At 73.0% G+C, this 22,053-nt stretch carries 18 protein-coding genes and 1 pseudogene; 13 read left to right on the top strand and 6 right to left on the bottom strand.

What is annotated here, in order from left to right:
• Nucleotides 1-258 precede the first annotated feature (258 nt).
• The 5 genes from J7E94_RS03205 (at nucleotide 259) to gatB (ending at nucleotide 6,367) form a co-directional block, all read left to right on the top strand.
• Nucleotides 259-2,439 carry a bifunctional diguanylate cyclase/phosphodiesterase gene (locus J7E94_RS03205; RefSeq protein ID WP_215012112.1) on the top strand — a complete coding sequence of 727 codons (2,181 nt, stop codon included), beginning with the start codon at nucleotides 259-261 and terminating at the stop codon, nucleotides 2,437-2,439.
• Nucleotides 2,440-2,794: 355 nt separating this feature from the next.
• The gene (gene gatC, locus J7E94_RS03200) at nucleotides 2,795-3,091 is read left to right on the top strand and encodes an Asp-tRNA(Asn)/Glu-tRNA(Gln) amidotransferase subunit GatC (RefSeq protein WP_010984178.1); all 297 of its coding nucleotides are present in this window, start codon (nucleotides 2,795-2,797) and stop codon (nucleotides 3,089-3,091) included.
• Between the two features lie 5 nt (nucleotides 3,092-3,096).
• Nucleotides 3,097-4,596 carry an Asp-tRNA(Asn)/Glu-tRNA(Gln) amidotransferase subunit GatA gene (gene gatA, locus J7E94_RS03195; RefSeq protein WP_251056056.1) on the top strand — a complete coding sequence of 500 codons (1,500 nt, stop codon included), beginning with the start codon at nucleotides 3,097-3,099 and terminating at the stop codon, nucleotides 4,594-4,596.
• A complete protein-coding gene (locus J7E94_RS03190) occupies nucleotides 4,593-4,838 on the top strand; it encodes a hypothetical protein (RefSeq protein WP_215012110.1) in 246 nt (81 codons plus the stop codon). The genes gatA and J7E94_RS03190 overlap by 4 nt, the downstream gene beginning before the upstream one ends.
• Before the next feature lie 38 nt (nucleotides 4,839-4,876).
• Nucleotides 4,877-6,367 (top strand): Asp-tRNA(Asn)/Glu-tRNA(Gln) amidotransferase subunit GatB, encoded by a 1,491-nt coding sequence (gene gatB, locus J7E94_RS03185; RefSeq protein WP_215012218.1) that lies wholly within the window; start codon nucleotides 4,877-4,879, stop codon nucleotides 6,365-6,367.
• A gap of 68 nt (nucleotides 6,368-6,435) precedes the next feature.
• Here the strand turns inward: gatB and J7E94_RS03180 are convergent, their stop codons facing one another.
• The 3 genes from J7E94_RS03180 to J7E94_RS03170 form a co-directional block, all read right to left on the bottom strand.
• Entirely contained in the window at nucleotides 6,436-8,268 is a 1,833-nt protein-coding gene (locus J7E94_RS03180) for a protein kinase (protein ID WP_251056055.1), read from the bottom strand.
• 146 nt (nucleotides 8,269-8,414) lie between these two features.
• Nucleotides 8,415-9,011, bottom strand: a complete 597-nt coding sequence (locus tag J7E94_RS03175) for a GNAT family N-acetyltransferase (RefSeq protein WP_215012106.1) — start codon at nucleotides 9,009-9,011, stop codon at nucleotides 8,415-8,417.
• Nucleotides 9,008-11,101 (bottom strand): penicillin acylase family protein, encoded by a 2,094-nt coding sequence (locus tag J7E94_RS03170; RefSeq protein WP_308344486.1) that lies wholly within the window; start codon nucleotides 11,099-11,101, stop codon nucleotides 9,008-9,010. Before J7E94_RS03170 ends, J7E94_RS03175 begins: the two co-directional genes overlap by 4 nt.
• 179 nt (nucleotides 11,102-11,280) lie before the next feature.
• On the opposite strand from J7E94_RS03170, the gene J7E94_RS03165 reads away from it, so the two are divergent.
• Nucleotides 11,281-12,015, top strand: a complete 735-nt coding sequence (locus J7E94_RS03165; protein WP_215012104.1) for a siderophore-interacting protein — start codon at nucleotides 11,281-11,283, stop codon at nucleotides 12,013-12,015.
• A gap of 45 nt (nucleotides 12,016-12,060) precedes the next feature.
• Here the strand turns inward: J7E94_RS03165 and J7E94_RS03160 are convergent, their stop codons facing one another.
• Both J7E94_RS03160 and J7E94_RS03155 read right to left on the bottom strand, forming a co-directional pair.
• Nucleotides 12,061-12,570, bottom strand: a complete 510-nt coding sequence (locus J7E94_RS03160) for a DinB family protein (RefSeq protein WP_215012102.1) — start codon at nucleotides 12,568-12,570, stop codon at nucleotides 12,061-12,063.
• A gap of 107 nt (nucleotides 12,571-12,677) precedes the next feature.
• A complete protein-coding gene (locus J7E94_RS03155; protein WP_215012216.1) occupies nucleotides 12,678-13,478 on the bottom strand; it encodes a GNAT family N-acetyltransferase in 801 nt (266 codons plus the stop codon).
• Nucleotides 13,479-13,538: 60 nt separating this feature from the next.
• Between J7E94_RS03155 and J7E94_RS03150 the strand changes: the two are divergent.
• From J7E94_RS03150 to J7E94_RS35295, 7 genes and pseudogenes are all read left to right on the top strand, one after another.
• A pseudogene (locus J7E94_RS03150) lies at nucleotides 13,539-13,925 on the top strand (signal peptidase I); the annotation flags it as partial.
• A gap of 274 nt (nucleotides 13,926-14,199) precedes the next feature.
• Nucleotides 14,200-16,440 carry an MMPL family transporter gene (locus J7E94_RS03145; RefSeq protein WP_215012100.1) on the top strand — a complete coding sequence of 747 codons (2,241 nt, stop codon included), beginning with the start codon at nucleotides 14,200-14,202 and terminating at the stop codon, nucleotides 16,438-16,440.
• 19 nt (nucleotides 16,441-16,459) lie between these two features.
• The gene (locus tag J7E94_RS03140; RefSeq protein ID WP_215012098.1) at nucleotides 16,460-17,014 is read left to right on the top strand and encodes a GNAT family N-acetyltransferase; all 555 of its coding nucleotides are present in this window, start codon (nucleotides 16,460-16,462) and stop codon (nucleotides 17,012-17,014) included.
• Between the two features lie 79 nt (nucleotides 17,015-17,093).
• Nucleotides 17,094-17,642 (top strand): hypothetical protein, encoded by a 549-nt coding sequence (locus tag J7E94_RS03135; protein WP_215012096.1) that lies wholly within the window; start codon nucleotides 17,094-17,096, stop codon nucleotides 17,640-17,642.
• Nucleotides 17,643-17,760: 118 nt separating this feature from the next.
• Nucleotides 17,761-18,231 carry a hypothetical protein gene (locus tag J7E94_RS03130; RefSeq protein WP_215012094.1) on the top strand — a complete coding sequence of 157 codons (471 nt, stop codon included), beginning with the start codon at nucleotides 17,761-17,763 and terminating at the stop codon, nucleotides 18,229-18,231.
• 336 nt (nucleotides 18,232-18,567) lie between these two features.
• The gene (locus J7E94_RS03125) at nucleotides 18,568-18,735 is read left to right on the top strand and encodes a hypothetical protein (protein ID WP_215012093.1); all 168 of its coding nucleotides are present in this window, start codon (nucleotides 18,568-18,570) and stop codon (nucleotides 18,733-18,735) included.
• An 80-nt stretch (nucleotides 18,736-18,815) separates the two neighbouring features.
• Nucleotides 18,816-21,881: a helix-turn-helix transcriptional regulator gene (locus J7E94_RS35295; RefSeq protein WP_215012214.1), complete on the top strand. Its 3,066-nt coding sequence runs from the start codon at nucleotides 18,816-18,818 to the stop codon at nucleotides 21,879-21,881.
• Here J7E94_RS35295 and J7E94_RS03115 read toward each other — a convergent pair.
• Nucleotides 21,844-22,014: a DUF6191 domain-containing protein gene (locus J7E94_RS03115; protein ID WP_251056070.1), complete on the bottom strand. Its 171-nt coding sequence runs from the start codon at nucleotides 22,012-22,014 to the stop codon at nucleotides 21,844-21,846. The genes J7E94_RS35295 and J7E94_RS03115 overlap by 38 nt on opposite strands.
• Nucleotides 22,015-22,053 lie beyond the last annotated feature (39 nt).

The raw sequence follows: 22,053 nt of genomic DNA, 5'->3' as shown, positions 1-22,053 counted from the left end.
CGGTGACCTGTCGGATCATCGGATGGGTGACCGGGGGTCCCGGTCCAAACTCACCCGTTCGGCGGATACCGTACTGATGAGGATGGCTGGGTCGCATTCGGGCAACCGCCGCCGACCGCTGCCCCTGGGAGCCTCCCGCGTCCTACTGTTGAGGGGTGCGCCCGTCGTGCACGGCTGCCGGATGCGATTCCAGCCGTGATGGCATGACGTCAGGGCCATTGCGTGACATCGGCACCGCCGGCTGTGAGAGGGACGGGCATGAAACCCACCGAAAGCGCCGACCCGTCACCTGAATTCGGCGGGGAACTCCCGTCCATGCGGGCGGGCCGGTTCGGTGTCCTGGGGTCCAGGATGCCGGAGACCCGACCGCTGGACCTCGGTGCGGGCGAACCCGGGCGCCGCAGGATGCTGGCGCTCGCCGTGATGGGCCTCTCCGTCGTGGTGCTCGCGGCCGGCGTGGTCTCCGCACTGACCGGCCGTCACGCGCTCTTCCCCGGCGGCTCGGTGGGCTGGGCGCTGGCCCTGCTCACCGGCATCATCGTCGGCCACCTCGTCGCCCTGGGCCGCGACCGCTGGTGGGGCGGCACCGGCTCGGGCGCCGCCCTCACGCTCGGCGTGCTCATCCTGTACGGGTGGGTGCCCGCGGGACTCGTCTCCCTGGCGGTCGTCACCCTCGTCGGGGCCGCGCGCCGGCACCGCTGGCGGCAGGGCCTCCTGCACGGCTCCGTGGACGTCCTCGGCATCGGCGCCGGAGCCCTCGTCCTTGCCGCCTTCGGCGAGGCGCCGTCCGTCGAGACCCCCTGGAAGCCCACCAGCTGGGGCCTGGACGCGGTCCCCGAGGTCATCCTCGTCGCCGTCTCCTACCTGCTCGTCACCCGCCTCCTGCTGTGGCTCGCGCTCGCGCCGCGCGGCGGCGGCCTGCCCACCGTCGCCCGTACGGCCCTGCTCCGCCAAGCCCTGGTGGCCGTCGCCCTGCTCGGCATCGCCCCGCTGATCTGCGCCGTCGCCGTCACCCAGCCGGTGCTGCTGCCGCTGTTCGCCGTACCGCTGATCGCCCTGGACTCCACGCTGTGGATCGCCCGGGCACGCGCCGAGGAACAGCTGCGCGACCCCCTGACCGGACTGCCGAACCGGCAGTGGCTGCTGGAGCGGGCCTGGTCCGCCCTGGACGAGGCTGAACGTTTGGGCACCCGGGCAGCTCTTGTGCTGATCGACCTGGACCGCTTCCGCGCCGTCAACGACACCCTGGGCCACCTGGCGGGCGACCGCCTCCTCCTCCAGATCGCCGACCGGCTGCGCCAGGCCCTGCCCGAGGACGCCGAGGCGGCCCGGCTCGGCGGTGACGAGTTCGCCGTCTTACTGCCCGTCGCCGACTCCACCACCAGCGCCCAGCGGATCGCCCGCCACCTGGTCGCGGAGCTCAGCTCCCCGCTGGACCTGGACGGCCTCACGCTCGTCCTGGAGGCCAGCGCCGGGCTGGCCGTCTTCCCCGACCACGCGCTGGACGCGGAGGGGCTGCTGCGGCGCGCGGACGTGGCGATGTACCAGGCGAAGCGGGACCGTACGGGGGTGGAGGTGTACGAGTCCAAGCGGGACAGCAACACCCCCGACCGGCTCGGCCTCCTCGGCGACCTCCGCCGGGCCCTCGACGCGGGCGAAGTGGAACTCCACTACCAGCCGAAGGTCCGCTTCGACGGTCAGGTGGCGGGGCTCGAAGCGCTGGTGCGCTGGGTGCATCCGGAACGGGGGCGGGTGTCCCCGGACGAGTTCATCGCGATCGCCGAGACCTCCGGGCTGATGCCGCACCTGACGGAGTACGTGCTGGAGACGGCCCTCGCCCAGGTGGCGCGGTGGCGGGCGCAGGGCCTGAAGGTCCCGGTCGCCGTCAACGTCTCGCCGCGCGATGTGCACACCCCCGGCTTCGCGGGAGCGGTGGCCGCCAGGCTGGCCCGGCACGGGGTGCCGGCGAGCGGGCTCCAGCTGGAGATAACGGAACACGTGCTGCTGGAGGACCCCCAGCGGGCGGCCGACACCATGGCCGGGCTCACCGGCCACGGCGTGAAGATGTCCCTGGACGACTTCGGTACGGGGTACTCCTCGCTGGTCCACCTGCGGCGGCTGCCGGTCAGCGAGCTGAAGATCGACCGGTCGTTCGTGGGCCGGCTGGCGGTCGACGCGCAGGACGCGGAGATCGTCCGCTGCACGGTGGACCTGGCGCACTCGCTGGGGCTGCTCGTCGTGGCGGAGGGCGTGGAGGACGACGAGACGTGGGAGCGGCTGCGGGACCTGGGCTGCGACGCGGTCCAGGGCTGGCTGGTCGCGGCCGCGATGCCGCCGCAGGAGGCCACCGCGTGGCTGCTGGCGCGCGGCGAGCGGGGTTGGCGCCGCCCGGCCGACATCTCGGCGGAACTGGCCGCGGCCGAAGCCGACGCCGGCTGACGCCGGGCCAGCCCCGCCCCCGCGGGTGCGGCGCCGCCGCTGGGGCTCTGCCCCCGAGCCCCCGCGCCTCAAACGCCGGCGGGGCTGGATGTGGCCGGCGTGGGCCCGTAGGCGCCGGGTGCAGCCGCCGTCGGACCGTGAGCCGCGCCGGCGTCTGAGGCGGGGCATATTCAGCCTCGCCGGCGTTTGAGGCGCGGGTGCGGGCGGAGCCCGGGGGCGCCGCGCAGCGGGTTCGGCGGGGGCACGGACAGGGGCTCTCGGCAGGGCGGCGGCAAACCGTTTCGTGGTGAGCGGGCCCGGCCCCATAGGATTGGGCCCGAAACCTACACACTCACCACCCCCAGAGGATCGCTGCATGCCTGGCATCACGCGCGAGGAGGTCGCCCACCTCGCTCGGCTGGCACGTCTGGAACTCAAGGCCGAAGAGCTGGACCACTTCGCCGGACAGCTCGACGACATCATCGGCGCGGTCGCCCGCGTATCCGAGGTCGCCGACCAAGACGTACCGCCGACCTCCCACCCGCTGCCCCTGACGAACGTCATGCGCGCGGACGAGGTCCGTCCTTCGCTCACCCCCGAGCAGGCGCTCTCCGGCGCTCCCGCCCAGGAGCAGCAGCGTTTCAAGGTGCCGCAGATCCTGGGGGAGGACTAATCACCATGGCTGACACCCACATCATCAAGCTCACGGCCGCCGAGACCGCCGAGAAGATCGCCTCCGGCGAGCTCACGGCCGTCGAGGTCACCGAGGCCCACCTGGCCCGCATCGACGCGACCGACGAGAAGGTCCACGCCTTCCTGTACGTCGACCGCGAAGGCGCCCTCGCCCAGGCGGCAGCCGTCGACGCCAAGCGCGAGCGCGGTGAGAAGCTCGGCCCGCTGGCCGGCGTCCCGCTCGCCCTCAAGGACATCTTCACCACCGTCGGGGTCCCGACCACCGTCGGCTCGAAGATCCTCGAAGGCTGGATCCCGCCCTACGACGCCACCCTGACGCGCAAGCTCAAGGAAGCCGGCGTCGTCATCCTCGGCAAGACCAACATGGACGAGTTCGCCATGGGGTCGTCGACGGAGAACAGCGCCTACGGGCCCACCGGCAACCCCTGGGACCTCACCCGGATCCCCGGCGGCTCCGGCGGCGGCTCCGCGGCCGCGCTGGCCGCCTTCCAGGCGCCCCTCGCCATCGGTACGGACACCGGCGGCTCCATCCGCCAGCCCGCCGCCGTCACCGGCACCGTCGGCGTCAAGCCCACCTACGGCGGCGTCTCGCGCTACGGCATGGTGGCGTTCAGCAGCAGCCTCGACCAGGGCGGCCCCTGCGCCCGTACGGTCCTGGACGCCGCGCTCCTGCACGAGGTCATCGCCGGCCACGACCCGCTCGACTCCACCTCCATCGACGCCCCGGTCCCGCCGGTCGTCGAGGCGGCCCGCAACGGCTCGGTCGCCGGCATGCGCGTCGGCGTGGTCAAGCAGTTCGCCGGCGAGGGCTACCAGGCCGGCGTCGTCCAGCGCTTCAACGAGTCGGTGGAGCTCCTCAAGGAGCTGGGCGCCGAGATCGTCGAGCTGGACTGCCCGTCCTTCGACCTCGCGATGGCCGCGTACTACCTGATCGCGCCGTCCGAGTGCTCCTCGAACCTGGCCCGCTTCGACGCCATGCGCTACGGCCTGCGCGTCGGAGACGACGGCACCAAGTCCGCCGAGGACGTCACCGCGCTCACCCGCGAAGCCGGTTTCGGCGACGAGGTCAAGCGCCGCATCATCCTCGGTACGTACGCGCTCAGCTCCGGCTACTACGACGCGTACTACGGCTCCGCCCAGAAGGTCCGCACGCTGATCTCGAAGGACTTCGAGAAGTCCTTCGAGCAGGTCGACGTGATCGTCTCCCCGACGACCCCCACCACCGCCTTCCCGATCGGTGAGCGCACCGACGACCCGCTGGCGATGTACCTCGCGGACCTGTGCACCATCCCGACCAACCTGGCCGGCAACTCCGCCATGTCGCTGCCCTGCGGCCTGGCGCCGGAGGACGGCCTCCCGGTCGGGCTGCAGATCATCGCCCCGGCGATGAAGGACGACCGGCTGTACAAGGTCGGCGCGGCCGTCGAGGCCGCCTTCGTCGCACGCTGGGGTCACCCGCTGCTAGAGGAGGCACCGTCCCTGTGAGCACCAGTGCACTGTCCAAGGCCAAGGGCTTCAAGAAGTCCAAGTCCGGCACGTACCTGTCGATCGGCACCACCGCTTTCGGCGCCCTCAGCGTGATCAAGCAGGCCAAGAAGGCCCGCACGGAGCACGACACGCTGAGGCTGGTCGACGCCGTCGTGTCCGCCGCCGCCATCGTCACCGGTCTCGCGATCCTGTACCGCGAGCTGAAGCGCCTGGGCGACGACGACGTCCTGCTGGGCTGAGAGGGAAAAGTTTCACCGTGAGCACCTACACCGAACTGATGTCGTACGAGGACGCTCTCGCCTCGTACGACCCCGTCATGGGCCTTGAGGTCCATGTCGAGCTCGGCACCAAGACCAAGATGTTCTGCGGCTGTTCCACCGAGCTGGGCGCCGAGCCCAACTCGCAGACCTGCCCGACCTGCCTCGGTCTGCCCGGCTCCCTGCCGGTCGTCAACGCGATCGGCATCGAGTCCGCCATCAAGATCGGCCTCGCGCTGAACTGCGAGATCGCCGAGTGGTGCCGCTTCGCCCGGAAGAACTACTTCTATCCGGACATGCCGAAGAACTTCCAGACCTCCCAGTATGACGAGCCCATCGCCTTCAACGGCTTCCTCGACGTGCAGCTGGAGGACGGCGAGATCTTCCGCGTGGAGATCGAGCGCGCCCACATGGAGGAGGACACCGGCAAGTCGCTGCACGTCGGCGGCGCCACCGGCCGTATCCACGGTGCGTCCCACTCCCTGCTGGACTACAACCGCGCCGGCATCCCGCTCATCGAGATCGTCACCAAGCCGATCGAGGGCGCGGGCGAGCGGGCCCCCGAGGTCGCCAAGGCGTACGTCGCCGAGCTGCGCGAGGTCATCAAGGCGCTCGGCGTCTCCGAGGCCCGCATGGACAAGGGCCAGATGCGCTGCGACGTGAACCTGTCGCTGCGCCCCAGCCCCGAGGCGCCCTTCGGCACCCGCAGCGAGACGAAGAACGTCAACTCGCTGCGCTCCGTCGAGCGCGCGGCCCGCTTCGAGATCCAGCGCCACGCGGCCGTGCTCACGTCGGGCGGCTCGATCGTGCAGGAGACCCGGCACTTCCACGAGGAGGACGGCTCCACCACGGCCGGCCGCATCAAGGACAACGCCGAGGACTACCGGTACTTCCCGGAGCCCGACCTGGTCCCCGTGGCCCCGGCCCGCGACTGGGTCGAGGAGCTGCGCGCCGGCCTGCCCGAGATGCCGCGCGTGCGCCGCAACCGCCTCCGCGAGGAGTGGGGCGTGAACGAGCACGACATGCAGTCGATCCTGAACGCGGGCGCGGTGGACTCCATCGTCGCCACGATCGAGGCGGGCGCCGACTCGACCGCCGCGCGCAAGTGGTGGATGGGCGAGCTGGCCCGCAACGCCAACGAGCAGGGCGTCTCCGTCGACGTGCTGCCGATCACCCCGGCCCAGGTGGCCCGGGTGGCGGCCCTCGTCGCGGACGGCTCGCTCAACGACAAGCTGGCCCGCAAGGTCCTCGAAGGCGTCCTCGCCGGCGAGGGCACCCCGGACGAGGTCGTCGAGAAGCGGGGCCTGAAGGTCGTCTCGGACGAGGGCGCGCTCGGCGCGGCCGTGGACGAGGCCATCGCGGGCAACGCGGCCATCGCCGACAAGATCCGCGGCGGCAAGATCGCCGCCGTCGGCGCCCTGGTCGGCGCGGTCATGAAGACCACCCGCGGCCAGGCCGACGCGGCCCGCGTCAAGGAGCTCATCCTGGAGCGCCTGGGCGTCGCCGAGTAGGACCGACTACGCGACAGGGCGGCCCCGCACCGGATTCCGGTGCGGGGCCGCCCTGTCGCATACGGGGTTCAGCGCGTCAGCTGCGGGGCGGCGATGACCACCTTGCCCATGTCGCACCCCGCGTCGACCTTGATGCGCAGGCGCAGGGCGCCGTTGACCTCCACCCTCTTGGTGACCGGCTTGCCGAGCGCGACGAGTTCGGAGAAGGCGGCCGGCTGGCCGTCGAGCGAGATGCTGACCCGGCCGCTCTCCTTGCTGGAGCCGTCGTCGACTCCGGCCGTGAAGTCCAGGTACTTCCACTCCCGGTTGAGGTCGAACTCCGCGATCGCATCGCCACTGCAGCCCAGGTCGGCGATGAACGCCGCGCCGTACTGCTTGGTGTTGATCTTCGCCGCTCCGACCGTGAAGTCGCCCAGCCCGTCCACGGGGTTCATGACGGTCAGGTCGGCGGCGTTGACGCCGGGCGCGGCGCCGTTGGCGGGCTTCGATGCGGTGGCGGTGGGTTCCACCACGTCGTCACTGGTGTCCGGCGAGGTGCTGGGCGTCGGGGCCGGGGTCTCCGACGGGGTCTCCTGGCTGGACGCGGCGGCCGCCGGCCCACCCGAGCCCGATGCCTGCCCGGTTCCCCGGTCCTTGTCCTTCAGCAGCTGCACGCCGGCCACCGCGAGCGCCGCCAGGACCACCACGGCGGCCACCGAGCCCAGGACCAGGCCGGTCCGCCGCTTCTTGGGCGGACGCGACCGCTCCGGGGCAGGGGCAGGGTCCAGGTGGTACGCGGGTCCGTACCCGGAGGGCACCGACTCGGGCACCGTGGCCGGCGCCGGATCGGGGGCCGTCACCGGCGCCGTCGGCACGTACGGCGCGGGCGGGGCCGCCGTCGGCGGCGCCTGCGCGGGCCGGTCCGCCACGGGCGGGGTGACCGGCTGCGGCGGCACCAGCGGCGCGGGCGGGGCGGCGGCCGGCCTCGGCGGGGTGTCCTGGACGGCGGCCGGCCGCGAGGTGGAGGCGGTCGTGGAGGCCACCGCGTGCCGGACGTCCTTCATCCAGCCCGCCAGGCTCACCGGCCGCTTCGCCGGATCGGCCGAATGGATCGAGGTGATCCGCGCCCGCTGATCGGCGTCCAGTACGGCGATCTGCGGCAGCGCGGCCAGCGCCTGGGCCAGCTGCTCGGGCGTGGCGGGCGGCGACTGCCCGCTCAGCAGGAAGTACGCGATGGCCCCGAAGGCGTACCGGTCCGTGCCCGGTGTCCGCTTGCCGTCGAAGACCTCGGGGGCCGCGTAGCCCGGCGTGAACCAGACCTCGGCGGTCTGGTGGTCGGCGGTCAGCTTGCTCAGGCCGAAGTCCACCAGCGTGGCCTGCCCGTACGCGTCCACCATCACGTTGCCGGGGGAGAGGTCGCCGTGGATCACCTGTCGCCCGGAGGGGGTGGCCTTCCCCGAGTGCAGCCAGTCCAGTACGTCGGCCAGCTGCTCCAGCGTGCGCATCACCTCGCGCCGCTCGGCGGCGGTCGCGAGGGTCCGCTCCGCCCGCCAGTCGCGCAGGTCGAGCCCGTCGACGTGGTTCATGACGAGGACGAGCGCCCGCCCGGTCAGGGTCGAGGACTCGCCGGGCCGGTGGATCGGCGGGCCCTCGAAATGCTCCCGTACGCCCACCACGCCGGGCCGGTGGACGAAGCGCAGCAGTTCCGCCTGCTCGTTCCACTTCTGGCTGATCCGGTCGAAGATCTCGGGCGTGATGGTCGTCTTGGAGTCGAGCACCTTGACGACCACGGGCTCGGCCCTGCCGGCGAGCTCGATCTCGGCGAGATAGAGCACGGCCTCCCCGCCGCGCCCGATGGAACGGAGCAACCGGTAGCGGTCGGCAGCCGCGTCCGGTCCGATGTGCAGATTCTGGCTGGTCAATTTCCCCCCAGCGCCCATGATGTGAGTGGGGATCAGCTTCCAGCCGCCGGGCACGCAGGGTCAATGGGAATCGGCATCCCGTTAGGGTGACGATACGACCAAGGGCCGTCTTGGACCGCGCGCCGGCCGAAGGGGCGGCCCGCCGCTCAGCGGTCCGGCGCCACCGGTCCGCCGAGGAAGCAGAGGCGGGCCTGCTTGGCCGGGAGGTAGACCTCCGGCAGGTCGATCTCCGGGAGTTCGATCTCCGGGCCGAGGGTGAAACCGGTCCGCTCCAGGCGGGCGATGGCCTTGTCGTTGCGGACGTCCGGCTCGGCGACCACGCGCCGGGTGGCGGGGTCGGCGAAGAGGAAGGCCATGAAGGCCGTCAGCAGGCCCGCGCTGAAACCGCGCTCGGGGGCCCCGTCGCCGGGCCCGATCAGCAGGTGCACGCCGACGTCCCCGGGCTGGACCTCGTAGCACTCGCCGACCCGGTCCTCGGCGCAGTCGTACGTCTGGAACAGCGCGACCGGCACCCCCTCGCGGGCCGCGATGAACGCGTGGTGCGTGGTGCGGCGGTCGATGTCCTCGTAGATCTCCTGGACGAGTTCGCGGCCGGCCCCGCCCATGCCCCAGAAGCGGGCCCGCTCCTGAGTGACCCAGCCGTGGATCAGCGCCGAGTCGGCGGCCGGGTCGACGGGGGTGATGGTGACCGTGCCGAAGCCCTCGACGAGGTGCGTGTACACGGGCTGCCGGGTCGGGCTCATATCGATTCCTTGGTGAGGCGGGTCCAGTCGGTGACGACGGGGACGAGTTCGCACCGCGCCCACAGGGGCAGCTGGTCGCGGTGGTGGGGAGTGCCGGTGACGCCGTCCGCGCCCAGCGGGACCGCCCAGAGGCTGTCCTCGCGGCGGCCGAGGTCCCAGACGTAACGGGCCGCCGACGCGCGGGCGGTGAGGTCGGTGAAACCGGGCACGGAGGAGGTGGCGTTCACGCAGTCGTGGTCACCGCCGAGGCCGGGCCACTGGGCCTCGGGGTCCGGGAGCGCCGACCAGGGGGTGAGGCGGTGGACCTCCGCCCAGGGGGTGTCGGGGGCGCCGGCCGCCGCCGTCTCCTCCAGGGCGGCGCGGACGTGGGCCGCCCGGTCGAGGGCGGGGAGGAGGGGGGTGGCGAGCAGGCCTTCGAGGGCGTAGCCGATCCGGGGGACCAGGTACAGCCAGGGGTGGAACACCTCCGGGCCGGACGGGGCGCCGGCCAGGTCCGCGAAGACGGGGTCGGCGGCGAAGCGGCGTACGGTCGCGGTCCGGAAGGCCGCGAAGACGGTGGCGTCGGCGCTGTCGGCCGCCATGTGCCGGTCCCAGGCAAGCAGTCGGGCGCGCAGCGCCGCCGCGGCCGGGGTCAGGTCCTCGAAGGAGGGCAGCAGGGCGAGCAGCGGCTCGGCGGAGGCCAGGTAGGTGTCCGCGTGTACGCCGGCCATCGCCTTCGGGGACCAGTCCGCGGAGCCGCTGAGCAGCTCGCGGATGCGGTTGGCGCGGTGCGGGGGCGCGAACTCCACGCCGAGGGGCGAGGCGATCCCGCGGGCGTTCGCCATGACGGCGAAGCCCTGCACCGGCTCGGCGGGGGTCTCGGCCCAGCCGCCCTGCCAGGCGTGGCGCGGGTCCCAGGCGGGCACGGGGCGCAGCCGGTTGGCGTCGTCGCGCAGCGGTACGGCGCCGGCGACGCGGTGCAGCAGGCCGCCCGCGGAGTCGGCGGCGTGGACGACGTTGACGGGCTCGGCCCAGCCGTCGAGGGCGCGGTCGATGTCGGCGACGGTACGGGCGCGCAGGAGGGCGGGGAGGGCGGCGAAGCCGAGGTCCTCGCGGACGCGGGGCGGGTAGCGGAGGGAGAGGCTCTGCCCGGCGGCCGTGGGCGCTGTGGCGGCGGTCCCGCGGCCGGTGGCACCGGTGCCACTGCCGGCGGTCTCGGTGGGGGCGTCGTCCGCGGGGACGATCACGGGGCCGCGGGCGGTCTCCAGGACCTCGACCTCGATGTCCTCGCCACCGGCCACGGTGATCGTCTCGGTGTGCCGGTGGACGGGCTCCCAGACGCCGTCCGGGCCCAGGGCCTCCACGCCCGCACCGTCGGCAGCGGGCCTCAACTGCTCGGCGTAGAGGTCCTGGTAGTCGGCCATCGCGTTGGTGATGGCCCAGGCCGCGGTGCCGGTGTGCCCGAAGTGGCCGAGGCCCGGGACGCCGGGGACGGCCAGGCCGAGCACGTCGTAGTCCGGGCAGGAGAGACGTATCTGCTGGTAGACGCCCGGGTCCTCGATGAACCGGTGCGGGTCGCCCGCGATGATCGCCGACCCGCTGGTGGTGCGGTCGCCCGGCACCAGCCAGCCGTTGCTGCCGGCGGTGCCGGGGCCGTCCGTGGCGAAGAGGGTGACGGCGTCGTCGCCGAGGGCGCGGGCCACGCGCTCGCGCCACAGCTTGGTGGCGAAGCCGGCGAACAGGACGTGCGTGGCGGTCCAGACGGAGAGCGGAACCCACGGCTCCCAGGGGGCGGGGACCAGGCCGGTGCGCCCGAAGCGCTCGTCGCGGGCGGCGCCGGCGGCCAGCCCGTCGTTGACGCCGTCGACGTACGCGCCGACCCAGGCGGCCGTCTGCGCGTCGAGGGCCTCGTGGCAGCGGCGGGCGGTGTCGTCGAGGCGGCACTGGCGGGCGAACGTGTCCCAGGCCACGGAGTCCGCGCCGAGGAAGGAGGCGCTGGAGCCCTGGGCGCGGTGCCGTTCGACCTCCAGCTGCCAGGCGCGGTCGAAGGCGGTGACGCGGCCTTGGGCGTAGGCGAGGGTGAGGTCGTCGGAGGCGCGCAGGTGGGCGATGCCCCAGGGGTCGCGGAAGACCTCGTAGGTCCCGTACGCCTCGCGCGCCCCTCGGGGAACGCCGGTTGTCCCGTCGTCCCTGCGCGCACTGCTCTCGCTGGTCACACTGCTCACACTCTTCCCCACGGTGCATTAGGTTAGGCTGTCCTAACTATAGGGGTGTCGGGGAGGGGTTGGACATGGCGGTCGGCAAGGGCTGGGAGGGTGTGGTCCTCAAGCTGCTCAGGGGCAAGGACTTCACCTTCACGGTGACGGGCGCGGAAGACGTCACGGAGCACTACCGCCGGGTGTCCTTCACGGACGGCGGGCTGCTGGCGGCCGCCGGGGAGTCGCTGCACCCGACGATGTGGGTGCGGGTGTGGTTCGAGGCCGCGGGCCGGCCGCACCAGCGCGCCTACACGCTGGTGGACCCGGATCCGCAGGCGGGCACCTTCTGCTTCGAGTTCGCCCTGCACGACGGCGTCGCCAGCGCCTGGGCGCGCGCCGCCCGGCCCGGGGACACCCTCGACGCCACCGTGCAGGGAACGGGATTCACCGACCCGGCGCCGGCCCCGGAGCGGCTGCTCGTCATCGGGGACCCGGCATCCCTCCCGGCGGTCAATTCCCTGCTCGACGCCTACCCGCAGACCCCGGCGACCGTCTGGTTCGAGACGCAGCACGCCTCGGACGCCGGGCTGCCGCTACGGGCGGACGCGGACCGGCACGACATCCGCCGGGTCGCGCGGGGCGGGACGGCGCTGGCCGACCGGGTCCGGGCGGAGCTGCCGGAGCTGCTCGGTCCGGATCCGGCGTCGGCGTACGTCTGGCTGGCCTGCGACACCGCGACGACCCGCGCGCTCACGGCGTACCTGCGCAGGGAACTCGCCCTGCCGAAGCAGCGGGTGAACGCGCTGGGGTACTGGCGGGCGGCCTGAGCCGAGCCGGCATGCCCCGTCGGCGGCATACCGGGGGGCTCCGCCTCAGGCGCCGGTGACGCCGTCGATCGCCTCGCGGAGGAAGTCGGCGTGGCCGTTGTGGCGGGCGTACTCGTGGATGAGGTGGAGCATCAGCATGCGCAGCGAGGCCTCCTTCTCCCAGCGCGGCACGAACGCCGTCACGTCGAGGGACGCGGCCTCGGCCTCGATGCGCCGGGAGTGGGCCACCTCCGCCTCCCACGCACCGAACGCCTCGGCGCGGCCGGAGCCGGAGGCGTCGTAGGCGGCCTGGAAGTCGTGGCGGTCCGACCACAGGTGCGGGAGCTCCTCGCCGTTCAGGACCCGGCGGAACCAGTGCCGCTCGACCTCGGCCATGTGCCGGACCAGGCCCAGCAGGGACAGGGTGGACGGGGGCATCGAGGCGCGGCGCAGCTGCTCGTCGGTGAGGCCCTCGCACTTCCAGGCGAGGGTGGCCCGGTGGTAGTCGAGGTAGGCGCGGAGGGTCTCGCGCTCGTCGCCCGTGAGGGGCGGTGAGACGCGTTCGATGGGTTCCATGCGCAGGATCCTGCCCGTTGGCGCCCTGGCGGGGAAGGCCGTCACCGCTGCCTGCGGAGCCCTCGGGCACCCTGGTCCTACACCCCCTGGTCCTACACCCCCTGGTCCTACACCTGGGTCCTCGGCCAGATGTACGGGACGGTCACGCCGAGCACACCGAAGCCCAGCCGCTCCAGGATCGGGCGGCTGTCCGCCGACGCGTCCACCTGGAGGTACGGAATGCCGAGTTCCGCCGCGATGCGGGCACGGTGGGCGACCAGCAGCCGGTAGATGCCCCGGCCGCGCCACTCGGAGACCGTGCCGCCGCCCCACAGGCCCGCGAACGAGGTCCCCGGCCGCATCTCCATCCGGGCCGCGCTCACCGGAGTGTCGCCCGCCATCGCCACGACCGCGGCGATGGAGTCCGGCTCCTCCCGCAGCAGGTCCAGCATCAGCTCCCGGATCCGCGGCCGCCCGGTTCCGAAGGCACGCGCGTGGACCTCCATCATCAGGTCCACCCCGGCCTCGTCCGTCACCACCCGCAGGGCGATCCCCTCCGGCGGTTCCACCGGCAGCCCGGCGAGCTCGGACACCCGGCCCACCATCAGCGTCTCGGGCGGTTCCGGGACCAGGCCCGCCGCCCGCAGCCGATCCCCGAGATCCGCCGGGCCGTCGTGGCCGTAGAGCTTCCACTCGAACTCCGACGCCCCGCGCCCGGAGAAGTACGCGACCTGCGCCGCGATCTCCGCGTCCGCCGTCCCCGCGTCGAGGTCCGACCAGACCACGCCGTTCCAGCCGAGCGCGGACGCGGTCTGCCGTACGACCGGGCCCGCCCGCTCCACCCGGGCCCGGGCGGAGTCCGGCTGTGCGTCGCGGCGCATCTCGGCGTCGTAGGCGGCCCGGGCCTTGGCAAGTTCATCGAGATCCATCGTCATCGCGCCAGCTGACCAGTGTCCGACCGCCCCCACAACTGCATTAACCTCACCCCCGTGAACGACGACTCCACCATCTACACCGGCAAGGCGGCCGCCGACGCGGCCGCCGACCGCGGCTGGCTCCTCGGCCACTTCAAGGACCCCGAGGACCCCCGCCACAGCGCGGACGTGGAGATCAAGTGGGGTGTCCACGCCAAGGGCGAGGAGCGCGAGCGCTGGGCGACCGCCGAGCGGCGCACCGCGCTGCTGGTGCTGATCAGCGGACGCTTCCGGCTTGAGTTCCCGGGGCGGACCGTCGTTCTCGCCGAGCAGGGGGACTACGTGCTCTGGGGCCGCGGAGTCGACCACTCCTGGTACGCGGAGGAGGACGCGGTGGTCCTCACCGTCCGCTGGCCCTCCATCCCGGGCTACCGGGTCGACGAGCCCGACGCCCGCGACGACCGCGAGGCCGGCGATGCCCGCGACGACCGCGAGGCCCCCGACGACCGCGAGGCCCCCGACGACCGCGATGTCCGCGACGAGGAACGGCCCGCCGTCCACGCCCTGCGGTGACCTGCGCCCCGCAATTCCCCGCCCCTCTGTGACGGTGCACACGAATGGGACCAACGATCACGAAACGCTGAGATCGTGGCGGTGTATATCCATTTGAAGAGTTGTGCGTTCTTTGCGACGGGCTGTCCCAGGTAAAGATCCGAACCACCAGGGAGCACGTCCGTTGTCAGCAATCGCACGGTGGTGCATGCGGCACCGACTCCTCGCCGTACTGATCTGGCTGCTCGCGCTCGGCGGGACGGCGGCGGCCGCGACGACCGCCGGATCGGCGTTCTCCAACGACTACGAGGTCCCCGGCACCGAATCCGGCAAGGCCGACGACCTCCTGCGCGAGGGCTTCCACGGGCAGGGCGGAGACACGGACACCGTCGTATGGCGGGCCCCGGCGCACCAGAGCGTCCGCACCCCGGCCGTCGAGGAGCGCATGGCCCGGGCGCTGGACTCCATCGCCCGCCTCCCCGGCGTGGGATCGGTCGCCGGCCCCTACGGGCCCGGCGCCGAGAGCGCGGCGCAGATCAGCCGCGACGGGCGCACCGCCTACGCCGTGGTCACCTTCGACCGGCCGGCCGACTCCGTACCCACGGCCCAGGCCCAGGCGGTCGTCGACGCGGCCAAGAACCCGGCCACCCAGACCGACGGCCTCCAAGTGGAACTCGGCGGCCGCGCCATCGGCCTGACCGAGGCCCCCACCGCCCACCTCGCCGAGGTCATCGGCGTCGCCGTCGCGGCCCTGGTCCTCTTCCTGGCCTTCGGCTCGCTCGCCGCGAGCCTGCTGCCCCTCGCGACCGCGCTGGTGAGCGTGGGCACCGCGTACTTCGGCATCACCCTGCTCGGCCACGCGATGCCCGTCGCCGACTTCGCCCCCATGCTCGGCACCCTCGTCGGCCTCGGCGTCGGCATCGACTACGCGCTGTTCATCGTCACCCGGCACCGCAAGGGCCTCGCCCGCGGACTCCCGGTCGAGGAGGCCGCCGAGAACGCCGTCGCCACCACCGGCCGGGCCGTCGTCTTCGCCGGAGCCACCGTCTGCATCGCGCTCCTCGGCATGCTGGTGCTGCGGCTGAACTTCCTGAGCGGCGTGGCGCTGGCGGCCTCCGTGACCGTGGTCCTGACGGTCGCGGCCTCCGTCACCCTGCTCCCCGCCCTCCTCTCCGCCATCGGCCTGCGCGCCCTCTCGCGCCGCGAGCGCCGCACACTCGCCGCCGAGGGCCCGCAGCCCGAGCGGACCACCGGGTTCGCCGCCCGCTGGTCGGCCTTCGTGGAGCGGTACCCCAAGCTGCTCGGCGCCTTCGCCACCGTCGTCATGCTGGTGCTGGCGCTGCCCACGCTCTCCCTCCACCTGGGTACCTCCGACCAGGGCAACAACCCGGCCGCCTCCACCACCCGGCAGGCCTACGACCTGTTGGCCGAGGGATTCGGCCCCGGCACGAACGGCCCGCTCACCGTCGTCGCCCGCCTCGACGGAGCCGGCGACCGCCTCGCCGTCGACCACCTCGTGCAGGCCATTCGTACGACGAAGGGCGTCGCCTCCACCGGCCCGGCCGTCTTCAACCGGAGCGGGGACACCGCCGTCCTGACCGTCGTGCCGGACTCCGCCCCCCAGTCCCGGGCCACGAGCGACCTCGTCGACACGCTCCGCGAGGACGTCATCCCGCGCGCCGGGCAGGGCAACTCCATGGAGGCCCACGTCGGCGGGGTGACCGCCGGCTACGACGACTTCGCCGAGGTCGTCATCGGGAAGCTGCCGCTGTTCGTGGGCGTGGTCATCGCCCTCGGCTGCGTCCTGCTGCTGCTGGCCTTCCGCTCGATCGGCATCCCGGCCAAGGCGGCGGCCATGAACGTCGCCGCCGTCGCCTCCTCCTCCGGGGTGGTCGTGGCGGTCTTCCAGTGGGGCTGGGGCAGCGAGCTGCTGGGCCTGGGCAGCGCCGGGCCGATCGAGCCCTTCCTGCCCGTGATCATGGTGTCCGTCCTCTTCGGACTGTCGATGGACTACCAGGTCTTCCTCGTCAGCCGGATGTACGAGGAATGGCTGGAGACCGGCGACAACAGGCGGGCCGTCCGCGTCGGCCTCGCCGAGACCAGCCGGGTCATCAACTCGGCGGCCGTCATCATGATCTCCGTGTTCCTGGCCTTCGTGCTCAGCGGCGACCGGATCATCGCGATGTTCGGCATCGCGCTCGCCGCGGCCGTGGCCCTCGACGCCTTCGTCCTGCGCACCCTGCTCGTCCCGGCCCTCATGCACATGCTCGGCGGCGCCAACTGGTGGCTGCCCGCCTGGCTCGACCGGCGGCTGCCCAAGATCAGCATCGAGCCCCCGGACCGCCTTCCGCATGCGAAACTTCCGGCACAGCGGCCGAGCGGAGACACCGCGGAGCCGGCTGACGCCGTACCCGTGTCCCGCTGACCAGTAAGGACTCCCACGCATGTTCGCGATAGACCTGGCCGAAGACGCCCAGCTCAAGCCGCTGGAGGTGTGGCACGCCGAGGAGTTCCTCGCCCACATGGACCGCGGCCGCGAGTACATCGGCCAGTACGTCGGCTTCCCCGACCGCGCCACCGACCTGGACTCGGCGCGCGAGCTGCTCCGTACCAACGCCGAGAAGGCCGCGAACGACGGCACCCGGTTCTTCGGCATCTGGGTCGAGGGCACCCTCGTCGGCGGCGTGCTCTACCCGGCCTTCGACGCGGCCGCCGGCAACTGCGAGGTCGGCTGCTGGCTGGAGCCCGCAGCCGCCGGACGCGGGCTGGTCACCGCCGCCTGCCGGGTGCTCATCGACTGGGCCTTCACCGGGCGCGGCATGCACCGCGTGGAGTGGCACGTCGCCACGGAGAACAAGAAGAGCATCGCGGTCGCCGAGCGGCTCGGCCTGACCCGCGAGGGCGTGATGCGCGAGAACCACCTGCACCGGGGCGTGCGCCAGAGCACCGAGATCTGGGCGGTCCTCGCCCACGAATGGCCCGCAGTCCGCCCCGCCTGAGCCGTCGGCGGGCCCCGCCGCCGCGGGGCCCGCCGAATTTCTCATGAACCTCTCAGACGGGCCGCCTACGGTGCCCCGCATGGACACCACGAAGACCCCCGCCCCGAACGCCGTCGACCTGGACAAGGCCGACACCGAAGCCCCGGCCGAAGCCGCCGGCCTGGAACTCGAGGATGCCGAACCGGAGGCCGAGGAGCTCGCCGCGGAGCAGGCCGAGGACGACGAGCAGCCGAGCCATGCCGGAGCCGCTGCCTCGGCGATCGTGGCCGCGGGGCTCTCCGTCGTCGCCCTGAGCGGAAGCTGGGTCGCCGGCATCGTGTCCGAGCGCTCGAGCATCGCCGCCCGCCTGGAACTGAGCCAGGCCGCCGACGCCAACGCGCAGATCGCCGCCCAGTTCGTCGGCCCGTGGCACAGCACCGCCCTCGTGAACGGCATCTTCTCCACCCTCGCCCTGATCATCGCCGTCTTCGTACTGGCCCTCCCCGCCTTCGCCAGCCCCGAGCGCCACCTGCCCACCTGGGTGCGGTCCGTCTCGTGGGCGTCCATCGCCCTGGGCGCCCTCGGCATCCTGCTCTTCGTCCTCATGTACTTCGACCTCCTCCTCGCCGTCCCGAAGGCAGCCGGCTGAGGAACGTCCACGGGGGACTGCCCGACATGACGGAGACGCCCGGGATGCCGCACGAGCGGCTGGACGAGCACCCGACCGAAGGACGACGCCGACCGCATCGACCACTCGGTCGGGCGCGTTGGAGTCCAGTCTGGAGCGCTCGGCCGACCTGCTGGGCCGGATCGATCTGCTCCAGTTGCACAAGTGCGGCCTGGACGACATGCGCGACGACGCGCTCCTCGCGTGGTTCGCGTCTGTGCGGGCGACCGGCCGCGTCGGCGCGATCGGCGTCAGCGTCTCCACGCCGGAGGCGCTGCAGGCGGCCGTCGGCACGGGTGTGTTCGACACGATTCAGTTCCCCGCGAACGAGACGGCCACCCACCTCTCGAATGCCTTCGGCCAGAGGGGCGCCGACTGCCTGCCGCTCCTCAATCGCCCGATGGCGTCCGGGGCGCTCGCACCATCACCCGATCCTTTCCGGTTCCACGCGGCCACCTTCCCTCGCGCAGTCGTACTGACCGGTACTACGCATGCGACTCACCTCGCGCGGAACAAGGCGCACTTCGACGAGGCCACAGCGCCCTGGGCGGGGCAGCTCCAGGGCCGGTAAGGCACCTCCCTAGTCCCGGACTTCGCAGGTCACCCGATCGTGAAGATCAACCGGTCGCGATCGGTCGCCATCGGATAGTTGACGCCGTGCGGTCTGTCACGGCTGGGCCAACGCGGCCGAGATCGGCCAACGATCTTGAGTTGAGGCGTTCCTAACGGGTGACCTGCGAAGTACGGGCCTAGTAGCCGTCCGTGCCCCTGAGGGCCTGCGGCCCGGGCCTAAGGACCCCTGCCCCCGGTAGATGCGGCATGCGCCCGATGTCCCGGCACCCCCTGGGAAGCGAAGCTTGGATCACACCGAACAAGGTGCCGAGAAACGCAATCCCGGGAGTACGAGATGTTCGAGTACGAGATGGCCGCAGCCCGCAGCGCCGACCTCATCCGCGAGGCCGAGGCGTACCGCCTGGTGCGGGAGGCCAAGAAGGCGCTGCGGGCCTCGTCGCGAAGCCAGGAACCCGAAGGGTCGGTGAGAGGGCTCCGGAGCCGCTTCACCCGCGCCGCGTAAGCCGCGTCGCGGCCCGTGTGGACCGGCACGTGATGCGAAGCGCACCGATAACGAGTGCCGCCGGCCAGGGCGCCTGTGCGATGCTCGGCGACGTGGAGACCAGATCTGTCAGCCCGGTGTTCGTCGGCCGCGCCGACGAACTGGCCGTACTCACCGACGCACTGACCCGCGCCGCCGCCGGGGAGCCCCAGGCGATGCTCATCGGGGGCGAGGCAGGGGTCGGCAAGACCCGCCTCACCGAGGAATTCCTCTCCGAGGCGGCCCGCCGCGGCGCCGTGGTCGCCGTCGGAGGCTGTGTGGAGATCGGGGCGGAGGGGCTTCCCTTCGCCCCGTTCTCGACGGCCCTGCGCACCCTGCACCGGCAGCTCCCCGGCGAGCTGGCCGCCGCCGCGGGCGGCCAGGAGGACGAGCTCGCCCGGATCCTCCCCGAGCTCGGCGACACCCCGCGCGGCCCGCACGACGAGGAGAGCACCGCCCGGCTCTTCGAACTGACGGCCCGGATGCTGGAGCGGCTCGCCGCCGAGCGCACCGTGGTCCTCGTCCTGGAGGACCTGCACTGGGCGGACACCTCCACCCGGCACCTGCTCTCCTATCTCTTCCGCGCCCTCGCCGGCGGCCGGCTCGTCGTCGTCGCCACCTACCGTGCGGACGATGTCCACCGCCGCCACCCGCTGCGCCCCCTCCTCGCCGAACTGGACCGGCTCCGCACCGTCCGGCGCATCGAGCTTCCCCGCTTCAACCGGGCCGAGGTGCGCCGCCAGCTTGTCGGCATCCTCGCCAGCCAGCCCGACGAGGCCTTCGTGGACTCCGTCTTCGACCGCTCCGACGGCAACGCCTTCTTCGTCGAGGAGCTCGTCGCCTCCCGGGAGAACGGCTGCCGCGCCGGGCTCACCGAATCCCTGCGCGATCTGCTGCTCGTCCGTGTCGAGGTCCTCCCGGACCAGGCCCAGCGCGTGGTGCGGCTCGTCGCCGAGGGCGGCTCCACCGTCGAGTACCCGCTGCTGCGCGCCGTCGCGGGACTCACCGAGGACGAGCTGATCGAAGCCCTGCGCGCCGCCGTCGGAGCCAACATCCTCCTCGCGACCCCCGACGGGGACGGCTACCGCTTCCGCCACTCGCTGGTCCGCGAGGCCGTCAGCGATGATCTGCTGCCCGGCGAGCGGTCCCGCGTCAACCGCCGCTACGCCGAGGCCCTGGAGGCCGACGAGTCCCTGATCCGCGCCGAGGAGCGGGTCATCCGGCTGGCCAGCCACTGGTACCACGCGAACGACTCGGCCAAGGCGCTGCCCGCCGTGCTCGCCGCCTCCGTGGCCGCCCGCCGCCGGCACGCCTACTCCGAGCAGCTGCGGCTGCTGGAACGGGCGGTGGACCTGTGGGACAGCACGCCGGAAGAGGTCCGCGACGCGCTGCGCCCGGCGGACTACACCGATGTGTATCCGCCGTGCGGCTGCGACCCGGCCGTCAAACCGCTCCAGCACCTGGACCTGCTGGCCGAAGCGACCGTCGCGGCCCGTTTCGGCGGGGAGCGCGAGCGCGCGCTGAAGATCACCAAGCTGGCCCTGCGCACGCTGGAAGACGACCACGACCCGCTGCGTGCCGCCTGGTTCTGGAGCGAGCGGTCCACGCTCGTCGCCAGCCTCGCCCGCGGTGACGGCTGGGAGGAACTCGCCAAGGCCCAGGACCTCGTCCGGGGCCTGCCGCCCTCGCAGGTCCATGCCCAAGTGCTGGTCCGGGCCGCGGGCTGGGGCATGCTCCACAACCCGGGCCCCGACAATCTCGCCGCCGCCGAACGCGCCGTCGCCTACGCGCGGATGGTCGGCGCCGAGGAGATAGAGCTCAACGCCCGGATCACGCTGGGCTGCCTGCTCACCGACACAGGCGACCCCGAACTCGGCTTCACCGAGCTGCACGCGGTCAGGAAGCGGGCCACGGAACTGGGCCTCACCGTGCTCGCGGGTCGTGCGCATATCAACCTCACCTCTCAGCTGGAAGCCATGGGGCGGTCCTCGGAGGCCGTCGAGCTGGCCGAAGAGGGCGCCAAACTCGTCCGCAAGTCCCGGCTGTTGGACACCGAGGCCTGGGTACGCGGCAATCTGGCGGAGAGCCTCTACAGCCTCGGCCGCTGGGACGAGGCCGCCGAGGCGGCCCGGCGGACCCTGCTCGTCGGCCAGAGCGCCGCCCCGCGCGGCTCCGCCGCCGCACGCCTGGCGTATCTGGCGCTGGCCCGTGGCGAACTGACCGAGGCAGCACACCAGCTCGCCGACGCCCACGCCCACTTCGGCACGCACGACACCCAGCCCCAGCACCGGATCCCGCTGTTCCGCCTCGCGGTCGGGATCGCCGCGGGGGAGGGCCGGATCGCCGACGTCCGCGCCGAGATCGCCGCCGCCGTCGCGTACGGGTTCCCGCTCGGGCAGCACCGCTACGCCTGGCCGCTGCTGCTCGCCGGAGCCTCCGCCGAGGCGGACGCGCGCGGGCTCCCCGCCGCCGAGGCCGGCCGGGACGCCGCCTTGGACGTGCTGCGCGACGCCGCCCGCCAGCTCCCCGCCCCGGTACCGGTGTGGGCCGCCCACGCCGAGTACCTCCGCGCCGAGCTGCTCCGGGCGCAGGCCCTGGACACCGTCGCCGACTGGACCGCCGTCGAGGAGGCCATCCGCCCGCTGGAGCGCCCGTACCTGCTGGCCAGGGCCCGCCACCGGCTCGCCGAGGCCCTGCTGGCCGCAGGCGGCGACCGCGAGTCCGCGGCCGCCCTGCTCCGCGCGGCCCACGCCACCGCCGACGGGCTCGGCTCACGCAGGCTGCGCGAGGACCTGGCCCTGCTGGCGCAGCGCGCCCGGCTCCCGCTCACCGCCGTCGCCACGCCCGCGGAGCCGCCCGTACCGCAGGCCGACCCCGTCGAGGCGCTCGGGCTGACCAGCCGGGAACGGGACGTCCTGCGTCTGGTGGCGGCCGGCAGTACCAACCGCAAGATCGCCGAGGAGCTCTTCATCTCCCCGAAGACCGCCAGCGTGCACGTCTCGAACATCCTGGCGAAGCTGGGCGTCGCCGGCCGGGGCGAAGCGGCCGCCGTCGCCCACCGGCTGCGGCTGTTCGCCCCCTCCGGGCCCGTCAGCGCGCAGGCGGAGGCTGCTCGTCGAGGCGTATGAGCACCTTGCCGGAGTCGAGGTCTATCGGGCCCCGTCCCGGGTCCCCGTCATTGACGTCGACCCGGGACAGCTCCAGCCGCTTCTTCTCCTCGTCCGTGTGCTTGCGCCCCGGACTGAACAGCCCCTCGACCATGTTGAACACCGCGCCCACCGCACCTTCCGCCCCCGGCCG

Source organism: Streptomyces sp. ISL-94, from assembly GCF_018614075.1.
GTDB lineage: Bacteria > Actinomycetota > Actinomycetes > Streptomycetales > Streptomycetaceae > Streptomyces.
The sequence above is the reverse complement of the archived record's forward strand: the minus strand, read 5'-3'. Positions and strand labels throughout refer to the sequence as shown.